This window comes from Bacteroides sp. 519, from assembly GCF_010500955.1.
Lineage (GTDB): Bacteria > Bacteroidota > Bacteroidia > Bacteroidales > Bacteroidaceae > Bacteroides.
The window spans coordinates 263419-277240 of record NZ_QVMJ01000001.1 but is presented as its reverse complement, the minus strand read 5'-3'; the positions used below and the strand labels follow the sequence as shown (position 1 = coordinate 277240).

At 37.9% G+C, this 13822-nt stretch carries 13 protein-coding genes and 1 tRNA gene; 11 read left to right on the top strand and 3 right to left on the bottom strand.

The window, feature by feature from the left end:
- Nucleotides 1-33 precede the first annotated feature (33 nt).
- The 9 genes from D0T85_RS01155 (at nucleotide 34) to D0T85_RS22445 (ending at nucleotide 8527) form a co-directional block, all read left to right on the top strand.
- Nucleotides 34-1263 carry an ATP-binding protein gene (locus D0T85_RS01155; protein ID WP_239060609.1) on the top strand — a complete coding sequence of 410 codons (1230 nt, stop codon included), beginning with the start codon at nucleotides 34-36 and terminating at the stop codon, nucleotides 1261-1263.
- Nucleotides 1264-1285: 22 nt separating this feature from the next.
- Nucleotides 1286-2278, top strand: a complete 993-nt coding sequence (locus tag D0T85_RS01150; RefSeq protein WP_163209385.1) for a hypothetical protein — start codon at nucleotides 1286-1288, stop codon at nucleotides 2276-2278.
- Between the two features lie 191 nt (nucleotides 2279-2469).
- Entirely contained in the window at nucleotides 2470-2772 is a 303-nt protein-coding gene (locus tag D0T85_RS01145) for a DUF3853 family protein (RefSeq protein ID WP_163209383.1), read from the top strand.
- Between the two features lie 46 nt (nucleotides 2773-2818).
- Nucleotides 2819-3826, top strand: coding sequence for an AAA family ATPase (locus D0T85_RS01140; RefSeq protein WP_163209381.1), 1008 nt, complete (start codon nucleotides 2819-2821; stop codon nucleotides 3824-3826).
- Nucleotides 3827-3925: 99 nt separating this feature from the next.
- Nucleotides 3926-4819, top strand: a complete 894-nt coding sequence (locus D0T85_RS01135; RefSeq protein WP_163209379.1) for a toprim domain-containing protein — start codon at nucleotides 3926-3928, stop codon at nucleotides 4817-4819.
- A gap of 69 nt (nucleotides 4820-4888) precedes the next feature.
- Nucleotides 4889-5044, top strand: a complete 156-nt coding sequence (locus D0T85_RS01130) for a hypothetical protein (RefSeq protein ID WP_163209377.1) — start codon at nucleotides 4889-4891, stop codon at nucleotides 5042-5044.
- A gap of 31 nt (nucleotides 5045-5075) precedes the next feature.
- Entirely contained in the window at nucleotides 5076-6506 is a 1431-nt protein-coding gene (mobV, locus tag D0T85_RS01125) for a MobV family relaxase (RefSeq protein WP_163209375.1), read from the top strand.
- Nucleotides 6507-6609: 103 nt separating this feature from the next.
- Nucleotides 6610-7857 (top strand): AAA family ATPase, encoded by a 1248-nt coding sequence (locus D0T85_RS01120; protein ID WP_163209373.1) that lies wholly within the window; start codon nucleotides 6610-6612, stop codon nucleotides 7855-7857.
- Between the two features lies 1 nt (nucleotide 7858).
- Complete coding sequence (locus D0T85_RS22445; RefSeq protein ID WP_203558391.1) at nucleotides 7859-8527, top strand: HNH endonuclease; 669 nt, start codon at nucleotides 7859-7861, stop codon at nucleotides 8525-8527.
- A gap of 76 nt (nucleotides 8528-8603) precedes the next feature.
- Here the strand turns inward: D0T85_RS22445 and D0T85_RS01110 are convergent.
- Nucleotides 8604-8688: transfer RNA gene (locus tag D0T85_RS01110), tRNA-Ser, on the bottom strand.
- Between the two features lie 131 nt (nucleotides 8689-8819).
- Between D0T85_RS01110 and D0T85_RS01105 the strand changes: the two genes are divergently transcribed.
- A complete protein-coding gene (locus D0T85_RS01105; protein ID WP_163209371.1) occupies nucleotides 8820-11312 on the top strand; it encodes an endonuclease MutS2 in 2493 nt (830 codons plus the stop codon).
- A gap of 123 nt (nucleotides 11313-11435) precedes the next feature.
- Nucleotides 11436-11843, top strand: a complete 408-nt coding sequence (locus tag D0T85_RS01100) for an ACT domain-containing protein (protein ID WP_163209369.1) — start codon at nucleotides 11436-11438, stop codon at nucleotides 11841-11843.
- Nucleotides 11844-12026: 183 nt separating this feature from the next.
- Here D0T85_RS01100 and D0T85_RS01095 read toward each other — a convergent pair whose 3' ends face one another.
- Together D0T85_RS01095 and D0T85_RS01090 are read right to left on the bottom strand one after the other, a co-directional pair.
- A complete protein-coding gene (locus tag D0T85_RS01095; protein WP_163209367.1) occupies nucleotides 12027-12887 on the bottom strand; it encodes a GyrI-like domain-containing protein in 861 nt (286 codons plus the stop codon).
- Between the two features lie 146 nt (nucleotides 12888-13033).
- Nucleotides 13034-13795, bottom strand: coding sequence for a GyrI-like domain-containing protein (locus D0T85_RS01090; RefSeq protein ID WP_163209364.1), 762 nt, complete (start codon nucleotides 13793-13795; stop codon nucleotides 13034-13036).
- Nucleotides 13796-13822: the final 27 nt, after the last annotated feature.

Below are 13822 nucleotides of genomic sequence, written 5' to 3'. Positions count from 1 at the left end.
TTTACATCTAATTATAATGGTAACTAAAATACAATGGCAAAATTTCCAAGCATTCTGCATCACAGAGATACCTACATAGAGCGAATAAAACCCTTTATGCGAACTCCTATTGTTAAAGTGATGATAGGCCATCGGCGTGTAGGAAAGAGCTTTATCCTTTTCCAACTTATTGAACTGATTAAAAAGGAGGAGGAAAATGCCAATATTATCTATATCAACAAGGAAGATATTGAATTCGAAGATATTGTCTCCTATCGGGAACTACACGACTATATTTCAAAGAGATTAGTCGGTGACAGAAAAAATTACATCTTTGTTGATGAAATTCAGGAAATTGCAGACTTTAAGGTCGCCATTCGCTCACTTGCATTGGACGATAACAACGATATTTATATTACAGGAAGTAATTCCGAGATGTTTTCCAGTGATTTGGCAAACGAACTTGGCGGTCGTTACGTAGAGTTCAGAATTTACAGCCTTTCATATCTTGAATTTTTAAGTTTTCACAAACTACCTAACGATGATGATTCTCTTGAAAAATATTTTCATTTTGGAGGTTTACCATATCTGATACATCTTCCTTTGAACGAGGCAGTAATTATGGAATATATTCGTAGCGTATATTCAACAATCATATTGCGTGATGTTGTAGAACGGAAGAAGATACGGAATACTGCTTTTTTGGAGCAACTTATCCGCTTTTTGGCGAATAATATAGGTAGTCTTTTTTCGTCGAATAGTATAAGCGATTTTTTGAAAAGTCAGAAGGTAAATATCTCACCGAATCAAGTTTCGGAATATGCCGATTCACTAGCAGAAGCTTTTGTTGTGCATCGGATAGGCCGTTATGACATTGTTGGTAAAAAATTATTCGAACGTGGCGAAAAATATTTTTTCGAGAATATGGGTATCCGAAATGCAGTAGCAGGATACAAGCCACAAGACAGAGCTAAACGATTAGAGAACGTAGTTTGTAATCACCTCTTATTTTGCGGATATGACGTTAAGGTAGGTACTCTTTCTCCCGAAGAAATAGATTTTGTATGTACAAGAGGTGGCGAAACATTATACGTTCAGGTAGCAATCGAACTATCGAACCCAGAAACGATTACGCGTGAATTTGGCAACTTGTTAAAAATCAGAGATAATTATCCTAAGATTGTTGTTTCTGGCGAACGCTCTTTTGAAAATAGCTACGAAGGGATAGAACACATATATATACGTGATTTTTTGTCATCTACTCTGACACCTAAGATGTTATAGAAATTAGAATAATCTTAATTCAATGAGTAAGGAATACCTATCTTTCATAGATAATACAGAACAGCTTTTGGAGATATATAAGATTGTTGTATCTCAGAAATTTTCTTTTGAAAACCAGAAAAACATACACAAAATATTTGCTGAATGTAAGGATAAAACTAAAAACAATACATCCATTATAGAAATTATTGAAACTACAAAAATGGTTTCTGGTCTAAAAAAATCGTTGTCTGAAATTATTAACATTTACAATAACAACCAGAATCTATTCGAAAAAATCAATACTTACTCAATTTGTTATCAAGAAACATTATTAGAAAAAGAGGAATGCAGCAAGTATCATGAAGAAGTTGAAACATTAAAAATAAAGCAAAGAAAAAATAGTAATTACGCTGATTCTGCTTGGTATGGAAGAAATGAAAAAGAATACGAGCGTTATATGCAAATTGACAAAGAACTCGAATCTGAAATAAAGAGAATGTCAATAGAAGAAAAAATGTTTGATAAAATCTATAATGATAAGCGTGAATATGTTATGCAATATCGGAAAAACATATTTTCTGATATTACTGAATTGATTAATTTCTATTTGAATGTATTGGATAATTATTTACCTATTGAAAAAGAAAACGTCCCTATTTCTGAACCCGAATCCGAAGAACTCGAAAAAACTATATCGGAAGAAACCCAAACAATAGAACCCGATACGATTTTCCGAACCAAGATGTATGAAAAATTACAGACATTGGAACAACGGCTAATCAAAGACAACTACCTGAATGAAAATCTGCATTGGATTTCCGTTCACAAAAATAAAAGACCCGATATACAAAGATTGGTTATATTCTTAATCGGACTGGTCGAGAATAATTATTTCTTACCCAATAAAGACACTGAAATCAAAACCTTTTTCGAATTCCGCTATCATACTGAAATCGGTCAAAACTTCGAGCGGAAACGACGTGAACCCCTTGTCAACAAACACAAGGTGGTATTTTATGACTATCCATTTTAATTCCTCTACTACGACCGTACTACGAAATCGTATCACAAAGGCTTATCGTATTTCTTTAACTATCAGTGTGTCAGTTTCTGATGCGCTACGATTCCCTACGCACCCCTAAAGTTCAGTTTACCTTCGCAGCATCAAATGATTGATAGACCGGCCGGCTATTGGTCATTGCTAAATTTTAATATTGAGATGTTATGAAAGTATCTGAATTGAAAGAAAAGCCAATCTGGCAAATGACAGGAGAAGAACTGCTTTGCCTGTTGCAAAACGAAGGAGTAAAGGAACAAACCGTATCGCCTGTAATTGACACGGCCAAAAGGTATGTGTATGGTATTGCGGGAATCGCACGCTTATTCGGGTGTAGTATACCGACCGCCAATCGCATCAAGCAAAGCGGAAAGATTGCTAAAGCCATCACACAGATAGGCAGGAAAATCATTGTCGATGCTGAACTAGCCCTTGAACTGGCAGGACATAAGACGGGAGGGCGCAAGTAATGGAAGCCCCGGTAAAAACAAATGCGGAACCTAATGTGCCGGAATTATGGTTAAATCCCGGCTATCGGTTACTGACCAATTCCTGCAACCGCCTGTTGTACTACGTATCGATGATTCGATAATCGGAACACTCGGTAATTTCAGTGCATCCACAGGAAAAGCCAAAAGCAAGAAGACATTCAATGTCTGTGCGATTGTTGCTTCGGCTCTGACCAATGGCACGGTTTTAAGTTATCGCTCCAGTTTTCCTACTAATAAACGTAGAATCCTGTATGTGGATACCGAACAAAGTCCGTTCCATTGCCAAAGGGTATTAAAACGCATCCTTTCATTGGCGGGATTGCCGACCGATAAACAGCCCGAAACATTGGAATTCCTCTGTCTGCGTGGGAGCGATCCGAAAACACGTCTTTCCATTATCGAATATGCTATCTGTAATATTCCTGATTTAGGTCTGGTAATCATTGACGGAATCCGGGATTTAGTTTACGACATCAATAGTCCCAGTGAATCGACCAATTTGATTACAAAGCTGATGCAATGGACGGATGAACGGCAAATTCATATCCATACGGTTTTACACTTGAACAAAGGGGATGATAACACCCGTGGCCATTTGGGAACGGAATTGAACAATAAAGCGGAAACAGTCTTACAAGTTACTAAAGACGAATTTGATAAAGATATTAGTTCTGTATCTTCTATGTTCATCCGTGACCGTGATTTTGAACCGTTCGCCTTCCGTATCAATGAAGACAGCTTGCCTGAACCTGTGGAGAATTACCAACCACAACAACCCATGAAAAAGAAAGGATTCGACTACAAAGAAGTGTCCGAAGAAAAACATAGGGAAGCGTTGGAAGATGTATTTTCCATTGGAGAGAGACTTTCGTATGGAAGCCTGATCGAACGCTTGCGCTCGTGTTATGCCACCGTTGGTTGTGAGTGCGGAACAAACAAAGCCAAGAAACTGAAACAGTTCCTTACTAACAAACGGATGGTCATTCAGGACGATGACAAACTTTACCATTACAACCGGGATTTCTATTATTAATCATTCGTTCACGAGTTTAGTTTAGTTCGGGCATATATATAACAAACCATTCTAAACTATTCCCGTGAAAGAAAAAACAAACCTTTAAAAATCAATCAAATGAGTATTAGTGAATTAAATAAATTGTCAATCAGACAATATCTTGCCGAAAAAGGCATTTATCCTGCAAAAGAAAACGGCTATTACGGTATGTATCACTCCCCATTCAGGGATGACCGTAACGCCAGTATGAAAGTGGATTACAATAAAAACCTGTGGATTGACTATGGCACGAACGAAGGCGGGACAATGATAGACCTTTTTATGAGGTTGGAAAATTGCCCGCTCACAGATGCCATCCGCATACTGGAACGAAAAGAATTATTGCCCGAATCTTTCTCTTTTCACGGGAATATAAATATTCCAGCGAAACAGGAACATGCGATAAATATTCTGAATGTTGCTTCTCTTGGTAATCCGGCTTTACTCGGCTACCTGAATGAGAGGAAAATAAACATTGAGATTGCCAAGCAGAATTGTTCCGAAGTATATTCCGAAGTAAACGGCAAACCCTACTTTGCCATTGGTTACAAAAACGACAGTGGAGGGTATGAGTTGCGCAACAAGTATTTCAAGGGCTGTACATCCAAAAACGTCACATCCGTAACTGCTGGGCATGACACCTGCCAATTATTCGAAGGCTTTATGGATTACCTTTCTTTCTTGACAATAAAAAATTGGCAACATTCCCCTGCGGACGTAATAGTTTTAAACTCGTTGACGAATCTTCCTAAAATTAGAAACACCCTTTCATCTTATCGGAGTGTTGCTACCTTTCTCGACAATGACGAAGCGGGGAAACGAGCAGTTCAGGAACTGAAAAAGAGTTGCAATAATATCAACGATCAATCATTTTTTTATTCCGAACATAAAGACTTGAACGAGTATTTGTGCAACCGTCCGGCTCCAAAACAAGCCGTGATAAAGAAGCCAGGCAGAGGCCTGAAAATGTAACCTGCCGCAGCTACCCCAGAGGCTTTTCAAAAAAGCCATAGCTTATTAGGGAATTTTCTTAACGCTTCGATGCCCTTCGCTAAAAAATTCCCAATAAGCCAAAGGTTTTCCCCTTTTGGAATCTCCCTTGGCGGTCTTTCGACCGCAGTCGCCGAAAGCGACTATTTAATGATGAATCTGCCACCTGCCGAAATAAATCCGGCGGGTGGACTGGATTCATTTTGAACAAATTTTCAAATCTATAAAATGTAAAATTATGGGATACGTAGTTCTCCATTTAGATAAATCGCCCGGAAATGAAGCTGCCATGACAGACCACATCGAGCGAAACATAATACATCCGAATGTCGATCCGACACGGACACATTTGAATAAAAATTTAATTGAGTTTCCTGATGGAGTAAAAGATCGGACGGAAGCAATCCAACACCGATTGAAAACTGCTGGACTTGGACGGCAAATAGGAAAGAATCAGGTTCAGGTAATACGGATAATGCTGACCGGGACACAGGAAGATATGTCCCGGATACAGAATGAAGGCAAGCTGGACGAATGGTGCAAGGATAGTATGGATTATCTAAAGAAAACATTCGGGGAAGAAAATCTGGTCGCTGCTACTTTGCACATGGACGAGACTACTCCGCATATTCATGCTTCTATAGTACCGATTGTCAGAGGTGAGCGCAGGAAAAAGATATCGAATAAGAAACAACCGGAACAAACACCCAAACGCCAATACAAAAAGAAAGACCCGAATAAACCTCGATTGTGTGCCGACGATGTAATGGCAAGAAATAAATTGACGGAATATCAGGACACTTATGCCGAAGCCATGCAAAAATACGGTTTGGAACGAGGAGTAAAAGGTTCGGAAGCCCGGCATATTGCCGCAACGGAATACCATAGAAATCTCGCAATGGAAACTAAAGACTTACAGACCAACATTGATTTACTGTTTGCTGCAGAAGAAGCCAAGCGACAAAGCATAGAAGAATTCAAGCGACAGGAACTGGAAGCCAAGAAAAAATCCATTCAGGCAGAGGAACTCAAACAGCAGAAAGAATCGGAACTGAAAAAGACAGAAGAAAATCTAAATCAGGTAAAGGGGCAACTGAAAACCGAAGAACTCAAAAGCAAAGTTGCCGATGTTGGCTCCAATATCATGGACGGTATAGGCTCCATGATTGGCACATCTAAAGTAAAACGGCAGCAACAAGTAATAGAGGTGCTGAAATCTAAAAATGCCGGATTGCACACAGAAATCAACACTCTGAAAGAACAAATCCAAACCAAAGAGAAGGAGCAGACCAAAGTTATAGACAGGCTCCGTCAAGAACTGGACAAGATTTATTCCCTGTTCCCAAAGATAAAAGAATTGCTTCGTATAGAAAACCTTTGCCGACATCTGGGATTCAGTGAAAGCCTAACAAAGGCAATACTGGAGATGAAACCGGTTGGATTCAAAGGAAAACTCTACTCATCTGAATATCAAAGGCATTTTGAAACGGAGCATTCCGTTGCTGAAATTAAACTGTCAGCAAACGAACCGGACAAACTCCGGTTGACAATTGACGGAGTTGGTGATACAAGTTGGTTCAGGCAGAAGTACAAGGAGTTTCAGGCAACAATAGGAATAAAACCAAGGCAGAAGCCAGAAGTAAATAAAAGTACAGGTTTTAGATGGTAAGTTGGGCTGGTTATCAGAAATTTACTACATTTGTTACACATATTTTAGAAGAAATAAAGCAATAGGAAAATTTATTATTACAAAATCATAAAATTTAGAGGTCATGCCAAATGTATTCATAACTAATATCACGGTTGGAGAGTCTCGAAACCTAAAGGACTTTACTATCCCTTTATCAGATAATGAAAAGAAACACTTAATAATAACTGGTAAAAACGGAAGCGGAAAAACCAGCCTTATTAATGATATTAACAGGGTTCTAGAATTGTATATATTCAATGGTTATCAGAAATATGATGAGAATATAGAAAGACAAATTAATTGCAAAAAAGAACTTGATCGGTTAGAAAATTCTCCTGTAGATACAGTCAACAGAGATAAAGATATAAAAATATACAAGGAAGCCATTATTCAAACAGAACGATTCTTATCACCTTTTGAAAAAATTGATATTTCTTTCTCTGATAAAAAAATCCTTCATAATGCATTAGATAGCAACAATTTCACATTAGCCCTTTTTGATGCTAAAAGAAACTCCGTTTTAACAACTCCTAAAGGAATTTCAAAAATTGAATTAAAAAAGAGTTATAAAAGCGAAGAACATGCCAATCAGTTTTTTATTCAATATATTGTTAATTTGAAAGCGGAAAGATCTTTTGCTCGCGATGATGGCGACAATGAAACAGTCAAAACAATTGATAATTGGTTCCATTTTTTTGAGGAAAAACTTAGATATATATTTGATGCACCCACATTGAAACTGATATTTGATAGGAAGAATTACAATTTCACAATAAACGAAGATTCCAAAATTCCTTATACCCTAAATCAACTATCTGACGGATATTCTGCTATTATTAGTATTATAACGGAGTTGATATTAAGGATGGAAGCCTTAAATTCGAAAAATTACGAGATCGAAGGAGTCGTTTTGATTGACGAAATAGAAACTCACTTACATGTTGATCTACAAAAAAAAGTACTTCCATTTTTAACGAGTTTTTTTCCAAAGATTCAATTCATAGTAACAACTCATTCTCCTTTCATCTTATCTTCCATCTCTGATGCAGTTATTTGCGACCTTGAGAGCAAGATAATAACAGAGGATTTAACTGGCTATTCATATGAAGCACTAATCGAAAGCTACTTCAATTCAGACAAGTACTCCATAGACTTAAAAGACAAGCTGCACAAATACGAACTATTAATGTCAAAAGAAGAACTTAGCGATATTGAAAATAATGAAAAACAAGAATTACGTAGTTATTTTACCAATAACATATCCAAATTCAATTCAGATGAATTAATTGTTAAATTGCAACAAATTGAGTTAGACAACATCAATAAGTAACATGGTATATTTCGAAAAAAGCCAACCAGCTCCTGCTTGTTTAATCATTGAAAAAGGAAAAGCTAATGGAGACTATAAAACTCCTGAAACATTGCGAAGGTTAAAAAGTGATTTCAAGAATAAGTGCTATATATGTGAGTCAAAAGCTCCCCATACAATTAATGTAGAACACTTTGTCCCTCACCAAGGCAATCAAGATTTAAAATTTGATTGGAATAATCTGTTTTGGTCATGTGGTCATTGCAACAATACTAAATTAGCAATTCACAATAATCTGCTTAACTGTACTGATATAGATGATAATGTAGAAGAAGCGATTCATTACTACATTAATCCGTTTCCTAAAGAAAAAGTTAAGTTAGAAGTATTACGTCCTTCTGATAAGGCAAATAATACTAAGGATTTGCTCTTAGCCGTCTATAATGGTACAACAGAACTAAAGACTATTGAATCATTCAATATACGAACGTCTCTACTTAAAGAAATAAAGATTTTTCAAGGCTTACTGTTTGACTATTATGAAACATTCGATGGAGTTGAAGAAGAAAAAGCCAGATGCAAATCCCTGATAATAGCTCATTTGAACTCTTCTTCAAGTTTTACAGCTTTCAAAAGGTGGATTATTAAAGATAACCCTGAACGAACAAATGATTTTGGGGAGTATTTATAAAAAACACCCAATTTTACATTTCTGGGTGTAAAACTGGGTGTTAATTTTGTAATTAGCTGATTATCAGCCTTGCTTGCGGAGAGAGAGGGATTCGAACCCCCGGTACCTTGCAGTACAACGGTTTTCAAGACCGCCGCATTCGACCACTCTGCCATCTCTCCAGAACCTCTTTTTAGAAGTGCTTTTCTCTAAAAGCGTTGCAAAGGTACGAGTTATTTTTAATTCTGCAAATGATTTGCTAAAAAAATCACAAAAAAATTGTATTTTTGCATTTCTAACAAGAATAACAAACATGATTTACCCTCATAATTTTGAGCAAAAAATAGGTTTCGACCAGATTCGCCAACTGTTGAAAGACAAGTGTCTCAGTACCCTCGGCAAAGAGCGTGTAGATGGAATGACCTATTCTGATAAGTTTGAAGACATACAAGAACAACTGAATCAGATAACCGAGTTCGTACGCATTATTCAAGAAGAAGATAAATTTCCTGATCAATATTTCTTTGATGTACGTCCCTCACTAAAGCGAGTACGTGTAGAAGGAATGTATCTCGATGAACAAGAACTGTTTGATCTTCGGCGGTCACTCGAAACAATCAGGGATATAGTACGCTTCCTGCAGAAAAACGAAGAAGAGGAAGACCCTTATCCCAATCTACGGAAATTGGCAGGAGACATCGCAGTATTTCCACAACTAATCACTAAGATAGATCAGATACTTGATAAGTATGGCAAGATAAAAGATAACGCATCAGCCGAACTGTTGCGTATTCGTCGTGAGCTGATGAATACCATGAATAGTATTTCGCGTTCGCTGAACAGTATCTTACGCAATGCACAGTCCGAAGGTTATGTTGATAAAGATGTAACCCCAACTATGCGAGACGGACGATTGGTGATTCCTGTTGCTCCGGGATTGAAACGAAAGATAAAAGGAATTGTACACGATGAGTCGGCCAGCGGGAAAACGGTTTTCATTGAACCGGCCGAAGTAGTAGAAGCCAATAACCGTATTCGCGAGCTTGAAGCCGAAGAACGTCGTGAAATTATCCGTATCCTTGTTGTATTCTCTGATACGGTACGCCCTTCGATACCCGATATTTTACAGTCGTACGAGTTTCTGGCAGAGATTGATTTTATTCGTTCAAAAGCTTATTTTGCTATACAAACCAATAGTATCCAACCCATATTGGAGAACCGCCAATTGCTGGATTGGACTATGGCTGTGCATCCTTTGTTACAGATATCGCTGGGAAAACACGGTAAAAAGGTTGTTCCACTTGATATTGAATTGCACGCAGGGCAGCGCATACTTCTTATTTCCGGCCCTAATGCGGGCGGAAAATCCGTATGTCTTAAAACTGTGGGACTGCTGCAATACATGTTGCAATGTGGTATGCTGATACCTTTGCACGAACGTAGCCATGCCGGAATTTTTAAAAGCATCTTTATAGATATTGGCGACGAGCAATCTATCGAGGATGATTTGAGTACATATTCATCACACCTCACCAATATGAAGGCTATGATGAGGAATAGTAACGAACATAGCCTTATTTTGATTGATGAATTTGGGGGAGGTACTGAACCTCAGATAGGTGGTGCCATTGCCGAAGCTGTATTGAAGCGTTACAACGAGAAGCGTACTTTTGGAGTAATCACCACACATTACCAAAACCTGAAACATTACGCCGAAGATCACGAAGGTATTGTAAACGGAGCCATGTTGTACGACCGGCATCTGATGCAGCCACTCTTCCAGTTACAAATAGGAAATCCCGGAAGCTCCTTTGCCGTAGAGATTGCCCGAAAGATTGGATTGCCCGAAGATGTAATAGCCGATGCCTCGGAGATTGTAGGAAGTGAGTACATTAATGCTGATAAATACCTACAGGATATTGTTCGCGATAAACGTTATTGGGAGAGCAAACGCCAAACCATCCGTCAGCGCGAGAAGAAGATGGAAGAAACCATAGCTCGCTACGAAACGGAGATGCAGGAGTTAGACAAATCGCGTAAAGAGATTATCCGTAAGGCAAAAGAAGATGCAGAAAGGTTGTTGCAGGAGTCGAATGCGAAGATTGAAAACACCATTCGCTCCATTAAAGAAGCTCAGGCCGAAAAAGAAAAGACTCGTCAGGCACGACAGGAGTTGGCCGATTTTCGTCAATCGATGGAAGACCTTGCAGCTAATGAGCAGGCCGACAAGATTGCTCGCAAGATGGAGAAACTGAAAGAGAAACAGGAAAGGAGAAAAGAAAAGAAAAACAAATCGCAAAACACCGATGTGCCTAAACCTGTTGTTCGCAAAGAAGAACCGATTGTTGTGGGTACACAAGTAAAACTGAAAGGTCAGGGTTCTGTTGGCGAGGTACTTGAAATTAGTGATAAAACTGCTGTAGTAGCTTTTGGAATGATTAAATCGACTGTTAAGTTAGATCGTTTGGAACGTACTACTTCCAATACTAAGGCCAAAGCAATAGATACAAAAAGTACATTTGTTAGCACCCAGACACATGATAATATGTACGACAAAAAACTGAACTTTAAACAGGATATTGATGTACGTGGAATGCGTGGTGATGAAGCATTGCAGGCAGTTACCTATTTTATTGATGATGCTATACTGGTAGGTATGAACCGTGTTAGAATATTGCACGGAACAGGCACAGGCGCATTACGTTCTATAATTCGTCAATACTTGCAATCTGTTTCCGGAATACGACACTTTGCCGACGAGCATGTACAATTTGGAGGTGCAGGTATTACAGTAGTAGATTTGTAATTTTCTTGTTGTCTATGTATTGAAACGCAGAGCTGTTTCAGTCTATATAGCTGAGCATGCCGAATCTTTAATCGAAATTATTGGGAACAAAAATATCCACACACTGTAAATAAGGTTTGTATTATGGCAGGAATTAAAGATTTAGATATATTACTATCCAGTATGGAGCCCGTATTGGATGAGCGGGATTTTGTTTTTTGTACGTTCCCAGATATCTCATGGGACAATATCAGTCAACTTAACCCCATTGGTGTTTTTAATGAAAAAGAAGGTATGACTTTGATTTTGTCGAAAAAAGAAGCTGACGACCAAGAAATCTCTTACGAATCGGTTTACAAGCTTATCTCGTTGAATGTACATTCAAGTTTAGACGCAGTTGGATTAACAGCAGCTTTTTCGGCTAAGCTTGCTGAAAATAATATCAGTACCAATGTTGTTGCTGCTTACTACCACGATCATATTTTTGTGCCTGCACAAAAAGCAGAGCTTGCAATGACGGTTCTTAGGAGCAAAGTTGATAACTCCTTTTAACTCCTTCCATTCTTGAATATGAATAATTAAGGTTAGACCTTTCTTCACTAACTCTTTTCAGGTATTTAGGAGAGCATTTAACGCCAAATAGTATAGCAGACGAAAATCCCCGATTTTGCTTTTCTGCAAAACCGGGGATATTAACAAAGTTGATAAATTCTATTCCCTGTTGTTTTAACTATCTTATTCTACAGGAATATAGATTTCTGTTTTCAACTTTTCAGGTTCTGTTCTGTCCGGGTGATTCAAATATTTCTCGAAACAATGATAGTCCCGAAGTTTCAAATTGTTTTCGGGAAGCAATTGAGCATATATCGTATCATAAACGGCATCTAAATTACTGTATGCTCCCTGATAATGAAACACTGCAAATTTTCCCGCTTTGATTTCTTTTATTCCAATTTCGCCCTGTGGTTTTACGTCTTTTTTAACTACAAGGCAAATATCTGTGCGGAGTTTATTACTTTCTGTCACTTTCGGGTCATCGTGATAAATGGCGATATGTTCCATTCCGGCAGTAAAGAGCTTATGTTCTTTGACGAATTGCCACAAACGTTGCCATGAACCGGAGAAGTCGAGGCTTTCGTATTCGCCTATGAGTTTAATGTAAATGGCCTGTTTGGCTTCAATCTCTACTATTTTGGGAGCTTTTATCTTCAATTGTATATCTTTCTTTTCTGCTTTCATAATGATGAAATTTTTATTGGTACGGTATTCTGTTGGCGAAATACCATATTGTTGTTTGAATGCTTTTGAAAAAGACGCAGGAACATCGTAACCAACACGGTAGGCGATTTCAGCAACAGACATATCAGTATATCGAATCAAACGGGCAGCAGTTTCCAGCCGAACCCTGACGATATAAGTTCCGATAGGTTCTCCCATAAACGCACGAGAAATGCGGTGAAAATGATAGGGAGAAAAATGACTTATTTCAGCTAATTTTGCCAAATCAATGGTTTGATCCAAGTGATTGTTGATGTACTCCACAATGATATTAATCTGTTTCTGATATTCCTCTATGGTCGATATTCGTTGTTGCATGTAACCCGTTTTGATTTTTTCATACTCATTTCTTTTATTTGTTGCTGCAAAGGTATGTTGAAAATAGATTTAGGACTTTTCCTATCTTGCTAACTTATCCATGAAGAATTCAATTGTCAAACAACCTGCTAAACGCGATTTAATCCTTACAATACTCTACAACTTGGCATATTCAGTTTCCCGATTTCGCCATCCACTTTTACATTGCCATCCACAATAATACAGGCATCCTGACGTACTTTATCAATACTTGTGATAGCCGGATCATCTTGATAAACGGTAACTGTTTTAGTGTTTTGATTTACCAACTCGCGAGGAATTGCCCAGCTAAAAAGTTTTTCGTAAGCCTGTCCGATCTTCTTGAAATCGCCTGTGTGACGACAATAAATCAGGTTCAGCTCAGGCATTCGTTTAATTTCAATTTTAGTGTCCATAATGATTATTTTATTAAATTCGACACTGCAAAATTGCTCATTAACTTGCTGGATATTTTTGCCAATCTTGCTGACTGCTTTGCAATCCTTGCTATATCTGACTCCGTTTTTAATATATATCGCTTTGTCTTGATTGCGAAATTCAGTGGTAGTCAGACCAAAATAGCCTTTAAATGCCCTGCTGAAAGATGATACGTTAACGAATCCGCAAGTGAATGCAACCTCACTTACCGATGCTTTAGGGTTATTATGCAGTAATTGTGCTGCTTTCTCAAGTTTAATGCGAGATACAAAATTGTTCGGGGTTTCACCCACCATTGCCGTGAATATTCTGTGAAAATGGTATGGAGAAAAAGAAGCGACACTTGCTAATGTAGCAAGATCAAATGATTTATCTAAATTGAGTCTTATGTAGTCCATTACCCGGTTTATTCGGGTGGTGTACTCTTGTTTGCTGAGTTGTTTAGAATCCATATTATATTATTTCGATGCAAAGATACA

Bases quoted from the DNA above. Each gene is read 5' to 3' on its own strand.
- D0T85_RS01095 (WP_163209367.1), bottom strand. From the start codon at position 12,887: ATGCAACAACGAATATCGACCATAGAGGAATATCAGAAACAGATTAAT.
- D0T85_RS01135 (WP_163209379.1), top strand. From the start codon at position 3,926: ATGAGTATTAGTGAATTAAATAAATTGTCAATCAGACAATATCTTGCC.
- D0T85_RS01155 (WP_239060609.1), top strand. From the start codon at position 34: ATGGCAAAATTTCCAAGCATTCTGCATCACAGAGATACCTACATAGAG.
- D0T85_RS22445 (WP_203558391.1), top strand. From the start codon at position 7,859: ATGGTATATTTCGAAAAAAGCCAACCAGCTCCTGCTTGTTTAATCATT.
- D0T85_RS01090 (WP_163209364.1), bottom strand. From the start codon at position 13,795: ATGGATTCTAAACAACTCAGCAAACAAGAGTACACCACCCGAATAAAC.
- D0T85_RS01105 (WP_163209371.1), top strand. From the start codon at position 8,820: ATGATTTACCCTCATAATTTTGAGCAAAAAATAGGTTTCGACCAGATT.
- mobV (WP_163209375.1), top strand. From the start codon at position 5,076: ATGGGATACGTAGTTCTCCATTTAGATAAATCGCCCGGAAATGAAGCT.
- D0T85_RS01120 (WP_163209373.1), top strand. From the start codon at position 6,610: ATGCCAAATGTATTCATAACTAATATCACGGTTGGAGAGTCTCGAAAC.
- D0T85_RS01100 (WP_163209369.1), top strand. From the start codon at position 11,436: ATGGCAGGAATTAAAGATTTAGATATATTACTATCCAGTATGGAGCCC.
- D0T85_RS01140 (WP_163209381.1), top strand. From the start codon at position 2,819: ATGGTTAAATCCCGGCTATCGGTTACTGACCAATTCCTGCAACCGCCT.
- D0T85_RS01150 (WP_163209385.1), top strand. From the start codon at position 1,286: ATGAGTAAGGAATACCTATCTTTCATAGATAATACAGAACAGCTTTTG.
- D0T85_RS01130 (WP_163209377.1), top strand. From the start codon at position 4,889: ATGCCCTTCGCTAAAAAATTCCCAATAAGCCAAAGGTTTTCCCCTTTT.
- D0T85_RS01145 (WP_163209383.1), top strand. From the start codon at position 2,470: ATGAAAGTATCTGAATTGAAAGAAAAGCCAATCTGGCAAATGACAGGA.